The 20,755-nt window shown below is 44.5% G+C and carries 16 protein-coding genes; 4 read left to right on the forward strand and 12 right to left on the reverse strand.

Features of this window, described 5'->3' with window-relative positions:
- Window positions 1-3: 3 nt before the first annotated feature.
- The 3 genes from ABHV44_RS04250 to ABHV44_RS04260 all read left to right on the forward strand — a co-directional run bounded on the left by ABHV44_RS04250 (window position 4) and on the right by ABHV44_RS04260 (window position 5,557).
- Window positions 4-3,105 (forward strand): efflux RND transporter permease subunit, encoded by a 3,102-nt coding sequence (locus ABHV44_RS04250; protein WP_459073416.1) that lies wholly within the window; start codon window positions 4-6, stop codon window positions 3,103-3,105.
- Window positions 3,095-4,450, forward strand: a complete 1,356-nt coding sequence (locus ABHV44_RS04255; RefSeq protein WP_459073417.1) for a TolC family protein — start codon at window positions 3,095-3,097, stop codon at window positions 4,448-4,450. The genes ABHV44_RS04250 and ABHV44_RS04255 overlap by 11 nt, the downstream gene beginning before the upstream one ends.
- 285 nt (window positions 4,451-4,735) lie before the next feature.
- Window positions 4,736-5,557, forward strand: a complete 822-nt coding sequence (locus tag ABHV44_RS04260; protein WP_459073418.1) for a hypothetical protein — start codon at window positions 4,736-4,738, stop codon at window positions 5,555-5,557.
- 69 nt (window positions 5,558-5,626) lie between these two features.
- Here the strand turns inward: ABHV44_RS04260 and ABHV44_RS04265 are convergent, their stop codons facing one another.
- Together ABHV44_RS04265 and ABHV44_RS04270 are read right to left on the reverse strand one after the other, a co-directional pair.
- The gene (locus tag ABHV44_RS04265) at window positions 5,627-7,690 is read right to left on the reverse strand and encodes a M13 family metallopeptidase (protein WP_459073419.1); all 2,064 of its coding nucleotides are present in this window, start codon (window positions 7,688-7,690) and stop codon (window positions 5,627-5,629) included.
- Window positions 7,691-7,829: 139 nt separating this feature from the next.
- Entirely contained in the window at window positions 7,830-8,579 is a 750-nt protein-coding gene (locus tag ABHV44_RS04270) for a T9SS type A sorting domain-containing protein (RefSeq protein WP_459073420.1), read from the reverse strand.
- Between the two features lie 416 nt (window positions 8,580-8,995).
- On the opposite strand from ABHV44_RS04270, the gene ABHV44_RS04275 reads away from it, so the two are divergent.
- Entirely contained in the window at window positions 8,996-11,152 is a 2,157-nt protein-coding gene (locus tag ABHV44_RS04275) for a DUF7619 domain-containing protein (protein ID WP_459073421.1), read from the forward strand.
- A gap of 36 nt (window positions 11,153-11,188) precedes the next feature.
- Here ABHV44_RS04275 and ABHV44_RS04280 read toward each other — a convergent pair whose 3' ends face one another.
- The 10 genes from ABHV44_RS04280 to ric form a co-directional block, all read right to left on the reverse strand.
- Window positions 11,189-12,253, reverse strand: coding sequence for a hypothetical protein (locus ABHV44_RS04280; protein WP_459073422.1), 1,065 nt, complete (start codon window positions 12,251-12,253; stop codon window positions 11,189-11,191).
- A gap of 4 nt (window positions 12,254-12,257) precedes the next feature.
- Window positions 12,258-13,025, reverse strand: coding sequence for an ABC transporter permease subunit (locus ABHV44_RS04285; RefSeq protein ID WP_459073423.1), 768 nt, complete (start codon window positions 13,023-13,025; stop codon window positions 12,258-12,260).
- Entirely contained in the window at window positions 13,018-13,740 is a 723-nt protein-coding gene (locus tag ABHV44_RS04290; RefSeq protein WP_459073424.1) for an ABC transporter ATP-binding protein, read from the reverse strand. The genes ABHV44_RS04285 and ABHV44_RS04290 overlap by 8 nt, the downstream gene beginning before the upstream one ends.
- Window positions 13,733-14,986, reverse strand: a complete 1,254-nt coding sequence (gene nosD / locus ABHV44_RS04295) for a nitrous oxide reductase family maturation protein NosD (RefSeq protein ID WP_459073425.1) — start codon at window positions 14,984-14,986, stop codon at window positions 13,733-13,735. Before nosD ends, ABHV44_RS04290 begins: the two co-directional genes overlap by 8 nt.
- A complete protein-coding gene (locus tag ABHV44_RS04300; RefSeq protein WP_459073426.1) occupies window positions 14,983-15,414 on the reverse strand; it encodes a nitrous oxide reductase accessory protein NosL in 432 nt (143 codons plus the stop codon). The genes nosD and ABHV44_RS04300 overlap by 4 nt, the downstream gene beginning before the upstream one ends.
- A complete protein-coding gene (locus ABHV44_RS04305) occupies window positions 15,411-16,001 on the reverse strand; it encodes a hypothetical protein (protein ID WP_459073427.1) in 591 nt (196 codons plus the stop codon). The genes ABHV44_RS04300 and ABHV44_RS04305 overlap by 4 nt, the downstream gene beginning before the upstream one ends.
- A gap of 102 nt (window positions 16,002-16,103) precedes the next feature.
- Entirely contained in the window at window positions 16,104-18,125 is a 2,022-nt protein-coding gene (gene nosZ, locus ABHV44_RS04310; protein ID WP_459073428.1) for a Sec-dependent nitrous-oxide reductase, read from the reverse strand.
- Window positions 18,126-18,152: 27 nt separating this feature from the next.
- On the reverse strand, window positions 18,153-18,677 hold the full coding sequence (locus ABHV44_RS04315; protein ID WP_459073429.1) for a c-type cytochrome: 525 nt from the start codon (window positions 18,675-18,677) through the stop codon (window positions 18,153-18,155).
- A gap of 50 nt (window positions 18,678-18,727) precedes the next feature.
- Window positions 18,728-19,993 carry a hypothetical protein gene (locus tag ABHV44_RS04320; RefSeq protein ID WP_459073430.1) on the reverse strand — a complete coding sequence of 422 codons (1,266 nt, stop codon included), beginning with the start codon at window positions 19,991-19,993 and terminating at the stop codon, window positions 18,728-18,730.
- 41 nt (window positions 19,994-20,034) lie between these two features.
- The gene (gene ric / locus ABHV44_RS04325; RefSeq protein ID WP_459073431.1) at window positions 20,035-20,754 is read right to left on the reverse strand and encodes an iron-sulfur cluster repair di-iron protein; all 720 of its coding nucleotides are present in this window, start codon (window positions 20,752-20,754) and stop codon (window positions 20,035-20,037) included.
- Between the last annotated feature and the right edge of the window lies 1 nt (window position 20,755).

The raw sequence follows: 20,755 nt of genomic DNA on the forward strand, positions 1-20,755 counted from the left end.
CACATGAATTTATCTGCTCTCAGCATTAAAAGGCCGGTACTCGCTACGGTTTTCGGAATCGTGATTTTGGTTTTCGGAGTTATCGGATTCAACTACCTCGGTGTGCGCGAATACCCGAGTGTGGATCCACCGATTGTGACGGTAACCACCAACTACACCGGTGCTGCAGCCGACATCATCGAATCTCAAATCACCGAACCTCTCGAGGAGGAAATCAACAGTGTAAGCGGGATCAAAACGCTCAGCTCAATCAGTTCCGATGGAAGGAGCACCATCAAAGTAGAGTTTCAGCTCGGCATCGACATGGACAACGCAGCCAACGATGTGCGAGACAAAGTTTCTCAGGCAATTCGTGAACTTCCTCCCGATGCCGATCCGCCTGTGGTTCAAAAGTCTGATGCCGATGCGCAAACGATTTTTACGCTAACAGTCCAAAGTAAAGAGAGAAACCTCCTCGAGCTCACCGACATCGGGATTAACACTTTCAAAGAGCGATTTCAGACGATTCAGGGAGTCAGCGAGATTTACCTATGGGGAGAAAAGCTCTACTCCATGCGACTGGAGCTCGACCCGACAAAACTTTCGGCATTCAACCTCACTCCACTCGATGTGAGAAATGCTCTTCAGGCACAGAACGTAGAACTTCCTTCTGGTAGAATCGAAGGTTATCGTACCGAACTGACGATTAGAACTTTTGGTCGATTGTCTACCGAAGAGGAATTTAACGACCTGATTGTTGCCGAGAGGGACGATTACCTCATCCGACTAAAAGATATTGGAAAAGCTTACCTGGCCCCGCAAAACGAGCGATCGCTCTTGCGCGGAAATGGCGGTGTGCCGATGATTGGTGTGGCCATTCAGCCTCAGCCGGGAGCCAACTACATAGAGATCGTAGACGAAATTTATCGAAGGACTGAGCAAATCAAAAAAGACCTTCCCTCCGACCTCGAGCTCGGTGTGGCACTGGATACCACCAAAAATATTCGGCAGGCGATCACCGAAGTCCAGGAAACGGTGTTCATCGCCTTTGGGCTGGTTGTACTGGTCATCTTTTTCTTTTTGAGAAACTGGCGAACTACACTGATTCCCGTGATTGCCATTCCGATTTCCCTAATCGGTTCTTTCTTTGTAATGTATGCAGCAGGGTTCTCAATCAACATTCTCACCTTGCTTGGAATTGTACTCGCTACTGGTCTGGTGGTGGACGATGCCATCGTGGTGATGGAAAATATCTATCAGCGGATTGAGCGTGGCGAAGACCGCATCCAGGCAGCCTTTGCCGGGTCAAGGGAAATTTTCTTCGCGATTATTTCGACCACGATCACTCTTGTGGCAGTCTTCCTCCCTATCATTTTCTTGCAGGGATTGACAGGTAGACTTTTCCGGGAGTTCGGAATGGTTGTAGCCGGTTCGGTCGTCATTTCATCCTTCGTATCTCTCTCCATCACACCGATGATGAGTTCGCGCTTGCTGAAAAAATCGGAGCCAAAAAGTAGACTTGGGGACAAGATTCACCGCGGCATACAAAACATGATTGATGGATACCGTAGCTCGTTGACGAAGTTTATGAACTTCAGAGTTCTGGGCTGGTTCATCATGCTGATTTCCCTAGGGATGATTTTTGGAATAGGCTACATGCTCAATTCTGAACTCGCTCCGCTGGAAGACCGCAGCCGGGTTCGACTTTTTGCAACTGCGCCAGAGGGAACTTCTTACGAAGCCATGGACGATTATGTGGAGCAAATGATCTCCATGACAGACACTATGAAAGAGCGCGAGTCGCTGCTCGCGGTAACTTCACCGGGATTCGGATCTTCAATTTCCATCAACAAAGGATTCGTTCGCCTCACACTTGTTCCTCCAGCAGACCGCGAAAGAAGCCAAATGGAGATTGCCAACGATCTGGCTCAGAGAGTTAAGAAATACAACTTCGCTACAACCTACGTCACTCAAGAGCCAACGATCGATGTCGGTGGTGGTGGTCTTGGAGGACTTCCTGTTCAGTTTGTGGTGCAGGCGCCTACCATCGAACAACTCAAGGAAATTATTCCCGAGTTTCAGCAAATGGCCAGGGAGAGTGGAGCTTTTGACGTGGTAGACACAGATTTGAAATTCACCAAGCCCGAGTTGACTGTCACCATCGATCGAAATAAGGCGAGCGAAATGGGCGTTCAGGTAGCCGACATTGCCGAAACGCTTCAGCTCATGTTTAGCGGTCAGCGATTTGGCTACTTCATTAAAGACGGAAAACAGTACTACGTGATTGGTCAGGCAAAACGTACTGATCGTGACGAGCCTCAGGATTTGACAAAAGTCACTGTTCGAAATCAAAACGGTGAACAGGTCCAGCTTTCGAACCTCGTAAACCTCGAGTTTGAAAGTGGTCCACCGCAACTCTACCGCTACAACCGCTACGCAGCCGTTACTTTCTCTGGAGCACCTACTGCCGGCACAACGATCGGGCAGGGTATCGAAGAAATGCAAAAAGTAGCAGATGAAGTGCTTGATGCAACTTACACTACAAGCCTTGCCGGTGAATCGAAGGAATTTGCAGAAAGTGGAAACAGTTTGATTTTCGCTTTTGTACTTGCATTGGTCCTCATCTATCTGGCTCTTTCAGGTCAGTTCGAAAGTTTCCGAGATCCATTGACGATAATGCTTACCGTGCCGATGGCTCTAGCAGGGGCAGTACTTTCACTATGGCTATTAGGACACACACTCAATATTTTTAGCCAAATCGGGATGATCGTTTTAGTTGGAATCGTCACCAAAAACGGAATTCTGATTGTCGAATTTGCCAATCAAAAACGCGCTCAGGGAATGAGCATCAAGGAAGCAGCCATTGAAGCCGCAGCTCTGCGTTTCCGTCCGATCTTGATGACCAGCCTTGCAACAATTCTCGGGGCCTTACCCATTGCCCTGGCACTTGGTGGAGCGTCAACCAGTAGAATCCCGATGGGTGTGGCAATTATCGGTGGTTTGGCATTTTCGCTCATTTTAACACTTTACGTGATTCCGGTGATTTACACCTACATCACCAGCAAGGAACCGAAAAAACTCGTAGAAGATAAAACACTCGAAAACGATGATTCCAATGAAAAATAAACTTTCAATGAGTGCATTTTTGTCGTCTGTCAAAGTAATCTTCTTTACTATTATGCTGGCAGTATTCTCTACTGGAGTTTTGCAGGCACAGGAAGGGTCAATGTCGCTTAGCCAGATGGTGAGTACTGCACTGGAATCGAACTACGACATCCAGATTTACAGAAACCTGCAGCGCCAGGCCGAGAACACCAACACAGTAGGAAATGCCGGGATGCTTCCAGTTATCGACCTCACCGGAGAACAATCGATTTCGATCAACAACTCGGAACAGCAGTTTTTCACTGGCGATTCGCAACAAGCTGATGCCGCCCGGAGCGAGTCGACCTCTGCACAGGCCTCTCTACGCTGGGTAGTTTTTGACGGACTGGCCATGTTCGCTCGCAAAGATCAGCTCGAAAAGTTGGCCTTGTTGAGCAAAACCGAAACTCGCTATTACCTCGAGCAAACTGCGGCCGATTTGGCGAACGCCTACTTTCAACTCAAAAGAGAAAAGAAATTACTCGATGCGTTTCGCGAAACCATGGAGGTTTCGAAAGCTCGTCTTGCCCTTCAGGAAAAAAGCAGCGAAGTGGGTGCCGGCACGGCCCTGGATCTGCAGCGCGCGAGAGTCGATCTCAACACCGACAGCGCTCAGGTTCTCAACCAAAAGGCACTGATTAACGAACTCCAAATTCAGATCAACCAACTAATGAGCCGGGATCTGGAAAAAACGATAGATCCGAATGAAGAGTTTAATCTTCAAGAATCCTTCGACCTGTTGCAACTGATTGAAACGGCTCAAAAAGAGAACGCTCAACTGAGTCAACAGCAAATTCGCGAAATGGTGGCGAAAGAAGACGTAAAGATCAACCGCGGGATGATGTACCCGGAAGTTGAACTATTTGGCAACTACCAGTATGGAAGACAAAGCAACGAAGTCGGGTTTTTGCAATCGAGCCAGAGCTTCGGTCCTAACTTTGGAGTTCGTGTCAGGTTCAATCTTTTCAACGGAGGACAACAACGCACTGCTTTGGAGAATGCCAAAATCACGGTTGAGAATGAAGCGATTCGCGTAAACCAGGTGAACCAGGAAATAAGAGCTGCAGTGCGCGTGGCTTACATCCGCTGGCAAAATGGAATGCAGCGAGTAGAACTCGAAGAGCAAAGCGTTGCGGAAGCGGATCAAACACTAAAAATCGCGCAGAAACAGTACGAACTCGGAGCTATCAACGATGTGGAGTTTAGGACGATTCAGCTGAATGCGCTCAACGCAGAGGTCCGTTTTCTCGAAGCTCAGTTTAGCGCCAAGAGCCGCGAAATCGAGCTTCAGCAGCTCACCGGGCAACTTCTGAACGAGGTTTTGTAGGGCTGATGAAAATTTTCCTAATTATCCCTGTTAGAGTTTGGAGAATAAATAGTGCTGCTAAGACGGAATTTTATAACATTGCTTTTACTACTCTCTCTTTTTGTTTGAAACCTTTAACCATTTAGTACAATGAAAACTATTCAACCAAAGAACTTCCTTCTACTACTTGCTATTTCTCTCAGCTTTTGTTCAACAGAATCGTTTTGTCAATCAGGATCAATTTTTCCAAAGTGGCATGAGGGAGACACCAAAACAGCTACTTCGACAGCGCAAACTATCATCCTCATGGGTGGGGATACATTAACCTCCGTTGACGCAGAATCTGACTGGACCCTGGAGGTTATTGACAAATCCATAGGAACTTACGAGCTTGAGATCCAAAGTAAATCAGCATCCATTGGCGACATAAATTTTTCTGGCATAACAGAAAACGATGAACTCGCTCCTGTAGCAATATTTATTAAGGGGATGGTGGATGTGGTCAGTAAATCTCTAGAAGGGCTGGAAGTAGTTTACATTATTGATAAAGATGGAGAGGCTGTAGAGATTAAAAATTATGACGAAGTTTTTAAATCCTTTAAAGATGCTACAATTCAGAACCTCCGTCATTTTGAAAAGAAGGTTCAGGAATTGACCGGAGATACGGCCTCGATGCCATTTAATGAAGAACAACTTTACAGCCAGCTAGATGCTAAAAAACCCGAAGTGAAATTGCAGCTTCTCAATGGAGTGAATTACTTAAACCAAGCTTATTACGGTGTTGAATATAACCCCGACAAGGAGCTTCATGAAAAGGCAACTTTTAGATCTTATGATGTATTGAACTTTGAGGATGTTGAAGTTAAAGGCGCTGTCGTAACTGAGGTATTGGAAAACACTGCCAACAACTTTGAAGTCCTTATGACTTTCGAGATTGACAAGGAAGACTTGATTAGCAAGTTCAAAGAAAGAGGACTTGTTGAGGACGATGGGCCAATATCGTTCACAGAAGAGTTGAGAATCTCATTTGACCCAAAGACATTCTGGGTCAAAGAGTATCAAGAATTTCTCTCGATAGAGACTTCTGAATTTAAATTCATCCAGTCTTCTTCGACAGTAATAGAATAAAAAAAGCGAAGACCATAACGGCCTTCGCCTTTTCCTATTTCACTAAAATCAAAATACCTGGCTAGTAAACTACCAGATTTTTGCTACTGCATCTTCCACATTTCTCATGGAATCAGCTTCCTGAACGTTGAACGCCTCAAAGAAGTCAGGCATATTCAGCAACGGTCCATTCACGCGGTACATTCCCGGTGAATGTGGGTCTGTTGCAATCTGCTCCTTGAGAGCTTCATCGCGAACTTTGTATCGCCACAACTGACCGAAAGCAATAAAGAATTGCTGTGATGGGTTGTAGCCATTCATTTCTTTTCCAGCCTTGTATTCATCGGTTTTTTGGTAGGCATTGTAGGCCAAAATCAACCCACCGAGGTCGGCAATATTTTCTCCCATTGTGAGATCCGGCTGCACGCAAACACTATCGAACGGACAGAAGTGAGCGAAGGTCTTTCCGAGTTTGGCTGCGCGTTCTTCGAATTTGTCACGGTCGGTCTGTGACCACCAGTTTTTCATTGAACCTTCGGCATCAAACTGAGACCCCATGTCGTCAAATCCGTGGGTAAACTCATGCCCGATCACCATTCCAATTCGGCCGTAGTTCACGGCATCTGTCGCGTTGGCGTCAAAAAATGGTGGCTGCATAATTCCCGCAGGAAAGGCAATCTCGTTTTTGAGCGGGTGGTAGTAGGCATTCACCATGTGCGGTGGCATTCCCCATTCACTGTCATCGATTGGTTGCCCTAGCTTTTCGAGGTTTTTGTCCATCGAAAACTGGTGAACGGCAATCACGTTGCCGAGGTGGTCATCACTCGTAATTTCAAGACCAGTGTACTCTTCCCACTCATCAGGGTAACCGAGTTTTCTACCAAACGACTCAAGTTTTTTCTGAGCCATTTGTTTGGTTGAATCGCTCATCCATTCGAGTTTTTCCAGTCGCGCCCGAAAAGCTTCTTCGAGGTGATCCACCATGGTGTTCACTTTTTGCTTCCCTTCTTCACTAAAGTATACGTCTACGAAAGCGCGGCCAAGAGCTTCGCCAAGTTCGTTTCTCGTTATCTGATTTATCGCGCGTTTCCACCCTGGTTTTCTCTTCTCTACTCCACTTAGGGTCGTTTGGTAAAAATCGAAGGCAAGCATGGCTGTTTTGTCATCTAACTGGCTGGCGTACGAGTTGAGTGTTCTCCAGGTGTAGTATGCTTTCCATTCGTCAGCCGGACGATCGTTCACTGCTTTATTAAATGTCTCAATGAAACCAGGTTGCGAAACAACCACAGTATCGAAACTTTCAACTCCAATTCCTTCAAAGAACCCAGTCCAATCAAAGTTTGGATATATTTCCACAAAATCGCTCGTAGCCTGTGGATTGTACTGTGCCTGTGGATTTCTAAGCTCAATCGGACTCATTGATGCATCGGCCAAGTCTTCCTCTATCGAGTAGATAATCTGCATGTTTTCAGTAGCTTCTTCTTCTGTCTGGCCTGCGTTCATCAGCATGTCTACCATGAACTGCTTGTATTTTTCACGGATATCGACTTTCTGCTCATCAAAGTAGTAGGTCTTGTTAGGAAGTCCCAAACCGCTTTGTGAAATGTAGGCCGAATACTGATCGTTTTTCACCAGGTCTTGCTGGATGCCAAAAGAGAAGGGTCTGCCAACTCCGTTTCGGGCGAGAAAAGCTGCAAGATCTGCAGAAGATTCGCTCATTTCAATCTCATCGAGAATAAACTGAATGGGCTTTAGTCCCAATTGGTTTCTTTTCGTTGAGTCCATCACAGCCACATAAAACTTACCAACCAGATCTTTGTAACGCGGTTGGTCACCTAGCTCGCTCATCTCTTCAAGCAGTGCTTTCAGTTTCTTTTCGTTCTGTTCCTGAAGCACATTGAAACTGGACCAGCTTTTTTCTTCAGCGGGAATTTCGGTACTGTCTACCCACGATCCATTACAAAATCGAAAGAAATTCTCGCTTGGCTTCACAGAAGTATCCATGAATTCCCAGTGGATTTTTGCAGTGTCCTTCAGCGATGTCAGCTCTCCATCTGATTTTCCCTGATCAGAATTGGAGCTTTGCGAAGTGTCACCACAAGCGGCCAGTGCTGCGACTGCAGTGAGGCCCAAAAAAGTCTTGAGGTTTGTCATTTTCCTTGTTTTTTACAAACCTAAAAAAACTGCAATGCCGGTGAGTGGTAATTTGACAGGCAGGTACATAGATAGATAAACGGACATAAAAAAAGCCCGATGAGAAATTCATCGAGCTTTTTTGGATTTTTCCAAAATCTTATTTGCTCACGATCATTCTTTTAGTGGTCATCACAGCGCCATCTACTACAAGTGAGTAGAAGTAAGCACCATTCTCAAAATCAGCTGCATTCAACAGAACCACACCATTTCTTTTGTCAAGTGCAACCTCTTTCACTTTTGCTCCAACCATGTTGTAGATTACAAATGAAGCATTGGTTGGCGTTTGACCTAAATCATACTGAATAGTAGAGAGTCCTCTAACTGGGTTTGGGGAAAGCGCTCCGAGCTCGAAGGCAGGGCCGTTTTGCTCATCAACACCTACAAGTGTTGCGCAGTTGTCACCAACGCAATAGTCAATTGTGAAGCAAGCCTCGTTACTAGAGTTTCCAACTTCCTGAAAGCAGTACTTAATTGTTGTCAGACCTTCATTTCCGTTGTAGATGTAGTATCCTGAAAACCCCTGAAAACCACTGGAAACGATGACTTCACCCGGCTCCATCACTTCATCATTCAGTGATTGAGGAGTTGCATTTGGGTAGCAAATACCTCCCCAGCAAAAACGTTCGTCATAACCCGTAACGTTGTCAGTCATAATTTCACGGAGCACTGTTACCGTCAATTCCTGATCGGACAGGTTTTTCACATCAACGTGAGCGACTAATTCATCAGCTCCATCATCTTCTGGTGCAGCATACACTTCGTACTCTCCATTGAGAAAGCCGAACGTTTGTGCTTGCAAAGCCAAAGTGAATAAAGCGAGACTAGTAAAGAGTAGTAGTTTTTTCATGAGCATAAATTTTTTTCCTTGCTGTTTGCCTCAAAGATAACAAACCATCATCAATCGGTTCTTGTAAAAATCCTTAAACCTTTGACTTGAATAACACTTCTAAAGCCATGATGTTGATTCACTGAGAAGCCTACTTCATTTTGACCTACCATCCAAATCCTCCGCTCACAGCTGAGTACGCTTTGTATCCCAAACCAAGAGTTCGAATTCTACAGTCTCGGAGCTGTTCAATGATAACACCTACATTTCAATAATAATATTGGATTCCCAAGATGATCTCCCATCTAGCATGTGGGTCTAAAGTTCAATTCTGCAAAAGACTCTGATGAAAGAAAGAAGAGTCTGAACTCCTAAAACCTTAAAGAAACGTCTCAGTCTTTTTTTATACATTTAGAAAACTAACTAATACCAAGATCATGAAATACTTGCTACTAGCCACAATGCTTTTTTCGGGAAGTTTACTTTTTGCTCAATGTGAAAACCCAATTGTCAGTGACTGGTTCTCTACTGATGAAAACTCATTCACTGTAGTTTTCGAAGCTCCGACAGGTGCAAGTAGTTACACTCTATCAGTGTTTCAGGAATATGACGACAGCGCACTGAGTGTTCCTGAATTAGTGCATTCTCAAGATGGAAGCGCCTCAGAGGGAATAAACACGATTAATGTTTCTTTCTCTAATGAAGAGCACCAGTACTATGCTGCTGAGTTGACAATTGCCTGTCCCGGTGGAGACTCTGAAATAACTCACTTTTATTTGTCTCGGCACTCTATGTTAAACGATCCAGCGTTTAGTTGCTCCGAGGAGTTGTTTTATATGCCTTCCATTTATTTGGCCGATGGAGCAGGATTCATGTACGAAGCTAACATCCCGGTGAGTCCCGGTGACATTCCTCAGGAAGTTGGTGACTTATCTGTTTTTGTTGATATCGGCCATACTTACCTGGGAGATCTAAGCATTCAATTGATCAGTCCCCAGGGAACGGCAATAGATTTGATGGCTTACCCAAGTGGCCTGGGAGGAACAATGGGGCTCAGTGTTCTTTTCCAGGATGGAGCTCCAGAAATTGAATCGGGTATTTATAATGGAGCCGGTCCATCAGGAATCTTTGCACCCACCGATTCGCTCTCCACATTTGCCGGAGAATCTATGGCAGGAGTCTGGAAGATTCGAGTCACAGACAATTTGGCGTTTGATAACGGATTTATTTATGGCATCTGTCTTTCACTAAGTGGAACACCATGTGAAGCTTCACTAGCCGGTACAGCATTTCTGGATGAAAACGGCAACTCCACCTTTGACACCGAAGAGCTTCCTATGCAATACGCGGTGATTTCAAATTCCCTTGAAGGAGAAGCATTTTCTACAAACTCCTCTGGTTCATATTTGGATTGTACCATTCCAGGCTCGGGCGAACTCACTTTAGAAAATGTACCAAATTATCATACCGCAGAGCCTGTTTTATTTGATGTCGCTCAGGACGAAATGCTCATGGAACTCGATTTCCCAGTAACACCTGTACCGGGGATTGAAGACCTCTCGATCGATATCTTCCCTCTGGAGCCAGACCGGCCGGGCTTTGACAACACCTACCGCGTTTATTTCTTCAATGAAGGGACCGAATGTCTGAACAATGTTCATCTCGGTGTTAAAATGGACGATGCTACTGAAGTAACAGGGTCGAGCCTGGGAACTGTTATCGCTGAGAATGATTCTGTGAGTGTGGATCTTGGAACACTTTGTATCTACGAAGAAGGCTATTTCGATATTGAAATCGTGGTAGATGATACGGTTTCGATCGGATCGGTGCTTACTTCAAGTGCGAGCATTTCACCTCTGCTTAATGATGAAACACCTGAAAACAACTCGATAACTCACGAGAGCACTGTAGTTGGTGCCTTTGACCCCAATGACAAGCAGGTGAGTCATGAAGTAGTTGGAAGCGATTTTGTGAATGCAGAATCGCCTCTTAAATACATGGTCCGATTCCAAAACACTGGAAATTACTACGCTGAAAACGTGGTGATCATAGACACTATAGATACACATCTCGATTTGTCAACTTTTGACCTACAAACCTCCTCCCACCCAGTGGAAGTAAGTCGAGAAGGCCGGGTCTTGTTTTTCGAGTTTAATGAAATTTACTTGCCGGATAGCACGTCAGACCTGGAAGGAAGTCAGGGTTTTGTAAGGTTCGAGTTGGAAACGGTTTCTGACTTTAGTCAGGGCGAACAAATTGACAACAAGGCATACATCTACTTCGATTTCAACGCTCCAATTATTACAAATACAGCAACAACCATTTTTGACGAAGCTATCGGGTTGAAGGAAAAGCAGTTAGAAGCTGCTATCTATCCAAATCCAACTCAAAATTTTATTGTAATTGATTGGCCGACTACCACTTCAGTGAAATTTATAGAAGTCTTTGACTTAACTGGTAAGAGAGTTTTGCTCAGAAGTGGACTTAAAGGTGAGCAATCCAAAATTGATCTCTCTGGATTGGAAAAGGGAGTTTACACTGTGAAATTCAATCCATCGTCAAACCTCAAATCGAAGTTGATCGTGAAGATGTAGGCACTATCCCTAAAATCGAAAGAATTGGAAGGGCTGTCATCTGGCAGCTCTTTTTCTTTGGCGTAAACGAATAACCAGGATCAACATCATTGATGCGAGCATCAATAATAGGGCGATGCCATTTATCAACACAAGGATTTTTCGAGAGGAGGGCTCGGCCAGGAATGTCACCATGACTCTCCCTGCAAGTGTGAGCTGAAAAAGCCACCAAAAAACCCACAGCACCGGATGAAACAACTTGACCCTGAGTTTAAGCACAGCAGGTAGAATTGAAGGTGCATGCGCCCAAATCATGCTAAATGCAAATCCCAGAAAAAAGGTGTGTAAATAAAGGTCGTAGAAAAATGAATGACCAGATTTGAACATGAGGATAATACAATGAACAACGAGCCAGCCGTAAGCCACCATCATCGACAAGCCAGTATACCTAAAGATCCCCGGTTTTCTAACACTCTTTCTTGCGATGTCGTGTCTGAGAAACCACACAGTCAACAACAATATTGCGAAAGCATTGACAGATCTGCCGATGCTGTGAAATGGCAGTAAAAATGAGATTAACAACAGACAACTAAGAAACCAGAAGATTGCTTTGGCAGTCTTAGGAACAGGCACGAACCGACTCAACTCGAGTCGCTCACCAAAAATTGTAAAGAGTATGAAACCTATCCACCAACCAACAGAAGCAGGCACAAAATCGGTTTGTAATAACTTAAGATTGCCGATCAGCCAGAACAAGGCTCCAGCGAGTAGAAAATACCAGTAACTCTCACTACGCACGAGCGTTCGCTCGATACACAGAATCAATAGTCCCGCAGAAGTAAAAGTGATCAGGAGGTGCGCTGTAAGGTCAAAGTCCATCAGGAAAAATAGAATCGAAATGCCGGCCATCGCAGGAAAAGCGAGCCACCAGCGCGACTTCATTGTAGAAGCTCGTTCCAAACTGATGAGTCCTCCGAGAAAACCACCGGTCATGATAACTCCGTGATGAGAGGCTCCTTCTTCCAAATCAATCCCCCACCCCATCCTGATCCAACCTCCAAAAATGCCCACCAACAAGGACATTACAAAAAACGGTAGGACGAGGCGGGGATTGAATTTCATTTCGTCACAAATCTTTCCGGATAAACTTGCGTCTCGCCAAAGCAAAAGGAATAGCTACCCAGCTCAGCATGACGACACCAGAGATATAAACTCCGAGGTTACTGCCAAAAAAGTTTTGAAAAACAGCCCCGGAAAGGCCGAGCATAGCAGAAGCCTCAGTTTTCATTATCACCACAATTCGGGCAACATCTACTGGATTGAAAAAAGAGAGAACCAGGACTGTCTTTTCTATTGGAAACTCAGCTAACTGGTACATAAAGAGCAACAAAAGGCCATCATAAATGAAAGTGAAAAAGGCCCAAACTACCAGCGCCACTCCCATTCCCCGTGCCTTGTCGTGAAGGTGAGTACTTACCCACAACGCAATTGCTGTGAACACAAAACTCAAAAACAAACCAGTGCTGAGTAAAAAAAGGCTCTCAGCAGCAGGGTAAAAGATTAACAATGGTAAACCTATTCCAATCAGATAGGCCAGGGCAAATGCCAGAGCCAAACCCAAAAACAGTCCCCTGAATATTCTCTTTCGATGGATGGGCTGCGAAAGCAGCATTAAAATAAACTCTTGTGAGTTGTAGTAGTAAATTGTCGCAAACACGATGTTCATGAGAGGTAAAACAATGAGCGTCACTTGTAGCAAGGTGAGGATTACTTTTTGAGGCTCACTCTCGATCATGAACATCCCCCACCCGATCACAGCCAGCAGAATCAAATAGCCAACCACAACCTTGTTCTTCAGCAAGTCCTGAAAAATTATTTGACTGATTCTATGCATGGCTTTTCTCCTTTTGCAGCAATGACACAATCATTTTGTTGAGTTTCGTTTCGTCTGTTTCCTGCTTCAGTTCTTCTATCGATTTATTGAAGTGCACCCTGCCATCCTGAAGATACACCACATGATTGCTTATTTCCTCCAGGTCACTGAGTATATGCGATGTTGTGATGACCAGTCTCCCCTCGCCCATAGTCTTTCTTATTTTGGATTTCAGAATTTCATTAGAAATCGGATCAAGTGCAGCAGTGGGTTCGTCCAGGATCAAAATCTCCGGGTTAAAATAGAACGCCAACGAGGCACTCACTTGCTGTTTCATGCCGCCCGAGAGGGAACCGAGTGCCTTTCCTTTCATCTTGTCGATATCGAGTTCCTCATAAAGTGACAGGTCATAGTTATCTTTTTCTACGTCAGGTCTTAGGCCGATCATCAACTGAAAGAGTTTATCGACTTTCATCTGCTCCGGGAATCGGTTAATCTGTGGCATGTAGCCAATGTCTCTTCTATAATTTGGTCCGTGATCTATCGACTTTCCGTTTACCAGAACTGAACCCGAATCGGGAATAACCAGACCCAGGATCGATTTCATGAGGGTTGTTTTACCCGATCCATTTGGCCCAATTAAGGCGATGCTCTGTCCTTTGCTGAAATCTAAATGGATGTTTTGCAGCACTTGCTGCTTTCCATACCGCTTAGAAATGTCTTTTATCTCAATCATATTCGTACGGTTTCATGCGTGGTTTCTCGTCCACGAGTTCTTCTGGTATCATCTGCGGAAAGGTCTTTTCCCCCGCCTCCAGAAGGTTTACAAAATTGCTGTGAAGCATGATAGTTGCCGAAGGGATCTCATCGGTGATTTTGGCAAACAGGTTAACCGGGCGATAGGGAACATCGCCAAAGCCGTTTCGATCCAGGTCGTAGCCACGATAGCCACTCCAGTAGTTCGCCTCGTAAATATTTCTGTTCTGTTTAGAATTGGTGACGATCTCGAAGGTGTTCGCAATGAAGTTATTTCTCAAAATTTCATTGTCGAGCGAATTTCCCTTCATGTCTACGGCTGTTCCATTGTTCACAAACTCGTTTTCCGCAATGAGTAACCGGTTAGCTCCTTCGGCAAGTATGCCAATAGTGTTTTTCGAGAACAGATTATGAGTGATTTCACCATCGCTAATTTCTTTGAGCAAAAGACCGTAGGAGGCTCCACCCCAATTGTGATCAAAATGGTTTCGACTCATTTCAATGTTTTTAGAAAACATTACAGCAACACCGGCACCATTATCTCTAAAAAGATTCGATCGGTAGGCGTCTCTGTTCGAAAACATGAAATGGAGGCCATATCGCAAGTTGCCAATGCTCTTGTTGTTTTCTATTATGCTATCATCTACGAATTCAAAGTAGATTCCATCACGGTGTCCTCTCGACTCATTTCCACGTATCGATAACTCTTTACATTTCCAGGCGTGGATAGCGTTTCCTGCCGAAGCTTCATCATCAAATTCACTGATGATTTTGTTATTCATGATCGATGCGAGTACTGTATTCTCAAGATAAATCCCGAAAAAACAATTGACGATTCTATTATTCAATACCCGCGCTCCACTGCATTCACTGACCTTTACGGCCGCAATCTCCTTTAGAAAACTGACTCCTACATTCCGCAGCTCAAAGCCTTCGATCATTACATCATCCGCCTTAATGAGGAAAATGTTTGCTGCACTGGAGTCAGCGTCAACCACAGCGCCTTTTTCTGCGATTATTAAAATCGACTTATCCACCAAAATGGAGTGCTCCCGATAAACGCCAGAAGCAACTGAAATACGGTCGCCATCAACAGCCCTATCAACCGCCTCTGCAATGGAGGTTACGTCTTCATTTTCTCCAACCAGAATGTTTTTTGACTGAGATATTGCAGGCGCGAGAAAAAGACAAAACATGAAAATCAAAAGCTTAATCCCGACCCTCATTCCTTCAGACTTTTTCTGACTTCTTCCCAGGTCAGCAACTGACCCTGATACTCGTCTGCTATATTATCCTTCTCACTAAAGGCTGCCAGGTTGGCTCCCATAGGGCTCCTAAAATCTTTTGAAATAATGAAATGAAGTGAATCAACCGGATTCAATTCTTTTGGCTTGTTGTAGGCTATAGCATAAATCGCAGAGTATTCTATATCGCCTTCAGAAATCTGATTGACAACACACTCTGCGGCATCGTACTTATATACCCGACCCTTTTTAGTGATTAGCTCTGCACCATATTTTGGATTAGAGATCGTCATCTTGCAATAGTGACACTGATCTTTTCCGAATTGAATTGGTTCAGGGCCTGACGGACTGCATCCTATCAGAAATAAAAAGGCGATGGCCGAAATTGAGACTACCAATCTGTTTGTCATGATCTGTTCAATTTTGTTTTAAACCAGCCTGCAAGGAAGGCAAGCAAAATGGAGAGAGACATGAAGATCGTTCCCCAATGAGGATACGATTTTACATAAAAATTGAGTAGGTCTTTTTCACCGAAAAGTGGAGGCATGTAGGTCATACCTTCAACCTTAATTGGTGCTGTAGGATCCAGATTGTGACCATAGTCATACATCCAGAGATAGAAATCGTAAACTCCCAAAACTGCTAAAATCACCATGATGATGAACCAGGTCCAATAAGCCCAGGCTTTATTTAATAAAGCTGCCAGGAGGCCCAATGCCATCATTGCAAAAACCACAATCGGAAAATACTTGAGCTCAGGTATTGAATCGGGCTCAATTTTTTGCATACCGATGTAGTGATTGAGAATGTTGATGTTGCTGATAATATCTCCTCCACCCTCATCTCCAGAAAATTTATTGATCCAAATATTGAGACGAAGACCTCCGGGAAATTGCGCTGCTTCCAGCGTGATCTGCCAGAGGGGAAATAGAAAAACACCAGCGAGAAAAATGATGGCTGCGATCATGAACCATCTGGAATGCTTAATGACTCTCATGGTTTCAATTTATGTTGTTGTTCGTATGAGATATCACCTCACGAAAGCAGCAGACGCGGTGTCCACTGCTTTCGGATGTGATCATGTTTTAAGTGCGTAATTTTAACGACCTGGTTCAGCTTCACTTTTTGCCTCTTCAAGCATTTGGCGAAGCCCTTCTTCGTCCTGATTCTCATTGTTGAGACCCCACATCAGCTTCACGTCAGAGCCTTTAGGTGATACTCGAACGTAACCTGACATTTCCTGGTGGAGTGCACTACAGAAGTCAGTACAGTAAAATGCGAACACTCCTGGTTTCACCGGCTCCCATTTGAGGGTGCGAGTTTGGCCAGGCATCACCAGTAGCTCAGCGTTGTTGGCTCCCTGCACTGCAAATCCGTGAGGAACATCCCAGTCTTGCTCGAGGTTTGTGAGGTGGAAGTAAACTTCGTCTCCCATCTTAATTCCCTCGATGTTATCCGGTGCCAGGTGACTACGGATGGCGGTCATGTAAACGTGAACTTCATTGCCATCTCTTTCTACGCGAGCTTTCCCTTCACCCTTAGCTGCGTACGGGTGACTGTTGTTTTCCATCTTGTAAAACTTCTTCGTGTTTGGTTTTACCTTGCCTGCAGAAATAGCCTGCGCGTAGTGAGGCTCACCTTTAGTAGGGAAATCCAGGATCAGCTTCATTTTGTCTCCACTGATGTCGAACAGTTGAGCACTGTGAACTAACTCAGGACCTGTTGGCAGGTAACGATCTTTTGTGATTTTGTTCATTGCCACCAGGTATTTACCCTCAGGATTTTTGGTTTCACCACCTGGAATCACCAGGTGACCAGGAGAGTAGAAAGTAGACTGGCGATCCAGAATTTCAAGACTTTCAACATCCCACTTCACAACTTCAGAAGAAATAAAGAAAGTGGTGTAGGCGTTACCTTTTCCGTCAAACTCAGTGTGCAACGGCCCCAGACCCGGTTTTTTCAAAATACCGTGAAGTCCTGATTCGTAATTGATCACAGGAATTCCGTCAATTTCGCTAGCAAAGTCCTCATTCTCGATAGCTGTCATCAGTTTGTCGAATGAGTAAATCGACATGTCTGCTGATAGCTTACCGTTGCCGACAATGTATTCACCTGTTGGATCTACATCGCAACCGTGAGGCGACTTTGGCACTGGGATGAAGTAAACCATCCCCGGGCAATCATCTGGATCCAGAATTGTAGTTGTCGTTTTCTCTTCAGAAGAGGCAATTCCAGAATCGTGATCAACCTTGTTGTGATAGTAAGAAGTCTTGCGCTCCTCACCTTTGCCCTGCTCCAGGTATTCTTCAGCTTTTTTCCAATTGACAATCGCCATTAAGTCTTTGTCTTTTTGCGAAGCGTTAACCTCTAGCAGGGAGTGCGCTTGCTCGGAGTTGTACGTTGTCAGAAAGCTCCAACCGTGAGATTTACCTTTACCATTTCTGGCGAGGTCGTAATTGAAGCCGGGCATTTCAATTTGAAAATCGAGACTCATTTCTCCTGTCTCTTCATCAACTCCAACGTAGTTAATCAATCCCGTGAAGTGTTTTTTGTACTCCGAAATCGGTACATCCTCCTGAGGGATAGGCACACTAAAACGTGTTCCGGAAACCAAATACTCACTGTTTTCGGTGATAAAAGGTGCACAGTGCAAACCGGCAACATCTGGGATTTCGAGAATCTCTACTGTTTCAAAAGTTTCCAGATCTACCCTTGCAATTCGCGGTGTGTTGTTTCCATTTACAAAAAGCCAACGCCCATCAAACTCTCCGTCAGTTTGAGAAAGCTCAATGTGGTGCGAGTCATCCCACGGCACCTCACCGTAAGAAGTGTTAAACATAGCCTTGGTTTCCTCACTATACCCGTAACCATTTTCGGGGTATTTAGAGAAAACCGGGATCTCTCTCAAGAGTCTTCCTGAAGGGAGACCATAGGCTGTGATTTGTCCGCTGTAACCACCGGACATAAAGCAATAAAATTCATCGTGTTCTCCTGGTGGAACATAGGCCTGTTCGGCTGCGCTTCCTTCGACCACGTCTTTAGTGTCTTTTTGAGCACAGCCCCCCAGTACAAGTGCTGCCACTGCCAGGAAAAATGCTGATTGTCTGATTTGAGATTTCATGATATAGTTGTTTTTTGTGGTTTACAATTACGATTTAACTACGCCTTCGTCTTTAGAGCCGACTTTCTCCATGTCGTTTTTGCGCATGAACTCCAGGATATCACGGGCATCTCCGATAGATACACCCTGATTTGGCATCCTTGTAAGACATTCTTCAAGTAATTTTTGAGCTTCAGGATCTTCGGCAAGCATTACGTCCACGTTTGTAATCATATTCATGATCCATTCTGGACTGCGCTTATTGGTAATTCCCGCCCAACCGGGACCAACCACTCGTTGATCGGTGAGTTTGTGACAAGCGGAACACTTCATTTCGTAAATGGCTTTTCCGCTCTTGATCATGCTTTCCTCGAGAGGTTCGGTGAGTTCAACGTTTTTCACCTCGCCTACTCCTTTTGGATTAGCTTCCTGATCATTGCCTTCGGCAGAATCTTCCGAAGAGGCAGTTGTTTCAGTTGATTCACTTTCATTGCCTCTTTTGTAACCGCGATCTTCGCAGCTGACCAAAACGCCAAAGAGTAAGACGACTAAAAATGTGATTGTTGTTTTCATGATTCAAAAATTGATTTTGGTGATTACCTATACTAATAAAATATTTTGCATTATCTATTTGTGTTGCTAATTGAATGAACAGGGCTTTTGTTTTTCCCAATAGCTATTAATCCTATAGATATTGGAAATATAATTGTTGCGCCCAATATTATTTCATAATAGAACCTAACAAATCCGTACCTCATCCACAAAAGCAGACCTTGCCCAAACAGAATTATTTCTGTTGACACAAATGCCAGCATCAAAAGAATTGAGCCTATAAAAGCACTCCTTCGAACAGGAATCAGGCCCCTGTCTTGCAACAGCGCCATAAGACTCATTGTGATTGACCCCAGCAAGGTGAGATGTATGAATCCGATCACAAAGTTCCTGATGGTGTAAGAAATTTCTGCAACTGCGGGAACGGCCACAGCCGTCTGTGCCAGCACTTTTAGAAATAAACTAATTAGCCCAACCAGGAGTAGCCAACCAGTCAATCCAATCTTGTCGGTCGATTTGCGAAAGGCTCTCACGAGCTTCTGAATTATTGGGATGAAGACTGCCAGCTGCAGGATCACACCAGCCGAATTCAGGTAAAACAAAAATGTTTCGGGTGTGCTCCAGGTAATGCTGAGAGCATACGTCAGCAGCAATGAGAGCTGGAGAATCCAGAAAAGACCATTTCCAACTTCAATCCTCTCACCAGTCTTTTCAAAATGGTTGAATAGCAATGCCAGGATAGCGAAAGTGAACCAGCCATTAAACTGGAAGTGAAGGAAAAACTGAACAGAGGCGTAGTAAGCGGGGTGATGGCTTCCGAGAAAGGATGCCACTGGCGCGATTGCCCAAAGACCTAATGTCGATAACAACATCCAGATAACGGCCCAACGAGAGAAACGATGGACCGAATTGTTTGATCGCCTTTTCAAATCCTTCAGAAAAACCACAGCAAACAGATAAGCCGCTGCGAGATGCAATGTGCTAAACGCGATACTAAAAGGCCCATAACCTTCGTAGGTGAAGAACACAGCCATACCTACACTGGCAATGATATTTAAAATCCACACCCACCAATAAGCCTTCAGGTATCTTGTCTTTTGAATTACTAAAAATATGAGTGCACCTGAGACAGCGGTAAAAAGCCAGCCCAGCATGGCCACGTGCGAATGTGCGTGAAGTAAATGCTTGTACTCCACCAATGGTATCTCGCGAACGAAAAAATAACGCATACCAGTTCCGAGTAAAGACGCCAGCAAAAACAACAGTAGACCTGATTTTAGCCAGCGCCTTTTATGAGATAGGTCAAATTCTTTGGCATCACTTATAAAATACGCCATTTCAATTTGTCTTAATCATTTTTTCTATAACAAATATCATGCTACTTACTCACTTGTCTGTGCATATTTCTTGCTTCAGGAAAAAGTATATTGTTTTCCAGGTGTATGTGCTTGTGAAGATCCCTCTCGAACTCTTCAAGAATAGAAAAGGCCACACGGTAGGTCTGGCAACCATCTGGGGGACACATATAGTTGGAAGAGAGCTCTGCAATCTTCCTGCAGCGTTCTCCTTCCTGTGCATGTTCATCTTCCATCATTTTCACCGGATTGTCGATGTGGCCAAAATGTGGTCTGGGTAAATCTTTCCCCTTATCAATTGAGTTTTCTAATGACTTGATGTAAGGGAAGAGGATGAGCTCTTCTTTTTTCATGTGGGCAGCAAGGTCACCTGCCGACTGCTCAAATAGATCTCGAATTTTGTAGAGTTCCGGGTGTCTCGCACCATGAACACGACTCAACTTTTCGAGATAAGTTTTGATCACTGGTATCGTATTTTCCACATAATTGTGATGAGTTTGCACAATGTGATCGATTAGTTCGGATGGCGACATTTCCTTGTAGCTCACTTCTTCCGGGATGCTCAATTCCACTTCGAGTTGACTCAAAAGCTCGCTAAGATCTACCGACTTTGCCGCACAAGCCTGTTCTAGTGGAATACCGCCATTGCAGCAAAAATCAATTCCGTAGTTCGTGAAAACTTTGGCAGTCTTGAAATTTTCTGCCACGATTTTGCTCACTTTTTTACTTTTCAAATCTTCCATT

The organism is Halocola ammonii, assembly GCF_049334165.1.
Taxonomy (GTDB): Bacteria; Bacteroidota; Bacteroidia; order Flavobacteriales_D; family Sanyastnellaceae; genus JBEGHD01.

Excerpts from the sequence above, each read along its gene's own strand:
- ABHV44_RS04250 (WP_459073416.1), top strand. The coding sequence starts at position 4 with ATGAATTTATCTGCTCTCAGCATTAAAAGGCCGGTACTCGCTACGGTT.
- ABHV44_RS04255 (WP_459073417.1), top strand. The coding sequence starts at position 3,095 with ATGAAAAATAAACTTTCAATGAGTGCATTTTTGTCGTCTGTCAAAGTA.
- ABHV44_RS04260 (WP_459073418.1), top strand. The coding sequence starts at position 4,736 with ATGGGTGGGGATACATTAACCTCCGTTGACGCAGAATCTGACTGGACC.
- ABHV44_RS04265 (WP_459073419.1), bottom strand. The coding sequence starts at position 7,690 with ATGACAAACCTCAAGACTTTTTTGGGCCTCACTGCAGTCGCAGCACTG.
- ABHV44_RS04270 (WP_459073420.1), bottom strand. The coding sequence starts at position 8,579 with ATGAAAAAACTACTACTCTTTACTAGTCTCGCTTTATTCACTTTGGCT.
- ABHV44_RS04275 (WP_459073421.1), top strand. The coding sequence starts at position 8,996 with ATGAAATACTTGCTACTAGCCACAATGCTTTTTTCGGGAAGTTTACTT.
- ABHV44_RS04280 (WP_459073422.1), bottom strand. The coding sequence starts at position 12,253 with ATGAAATTCAATCCCCGCCTCGTCCTACCGTTTTTTGTAATGTCCTTG.
- ABHV44_RS04285 (WP_459073423.1), bottom strand. The coding sequence starts at position 13,025 with ATGCATAGAATCAGTCAAATAATTTTTCAGGACTTGCTGAAGAACAAG.
- ABHV44_RS04290 (WP_459073424.1), bottom strand. The coding sequence starts at position 13,740 with ATGATTGAGATAAAAGACATTTCTAAGCGGTATGGAAAGCAGCAAGTG.
- nosD (WP_459073425.1), bottom strand. The coding sequence starts at position 14,986 with ATGAGGGTCGGGATTAAGCTTTTGATTTTCATGTTTTGTCTTTTTCTC.
- ABHV44_RS04300 (WP_459073426.1), bottom strand. The coding sequence starts at position 15,414 with ATGACAAACAGATTGGTAGTCTCAATTTCGGCCATCGCCTTTTTATTT.
- ABHV44_RS04305 (WP_459073427.1), bottom strand. The coding sequence starts at position 16,001 with ATGAGAGTCATTAAGCATTCCAGATGGTTCATGATCGCAGCCATCATT.
- nosZ (WP_459073428.1), bottom strand. The coding sequence starts at position 18,125 with ATGAAATCTCAAATCAGACAATCAGCATTTTTCCTGGCAGTGGCAGCA.
- ABHV44_RS04315 (WP_459073429.1), bottom strand. The coding sequence starts at position 18,677 with ATGAAAACAACAATCACATTTTTAGTCGTCTTACTCTTTGGCGTTTTG.
- ABHV44_RS04320 (WP_459073430.1), bottom strand. The coding sequence starts at position 19,993 with ATGGCGTATTTTATAAGTGATGCCAAAGAATTTGACCTATCTCATAAA.
- ric (WP_459073431.1), bottom strand. The coding sequence starts at position 20,754 with ATGGAAGATTTGAAAAGTAAAAAAGTGAGCAAAATCGTGGCAGAAAAT.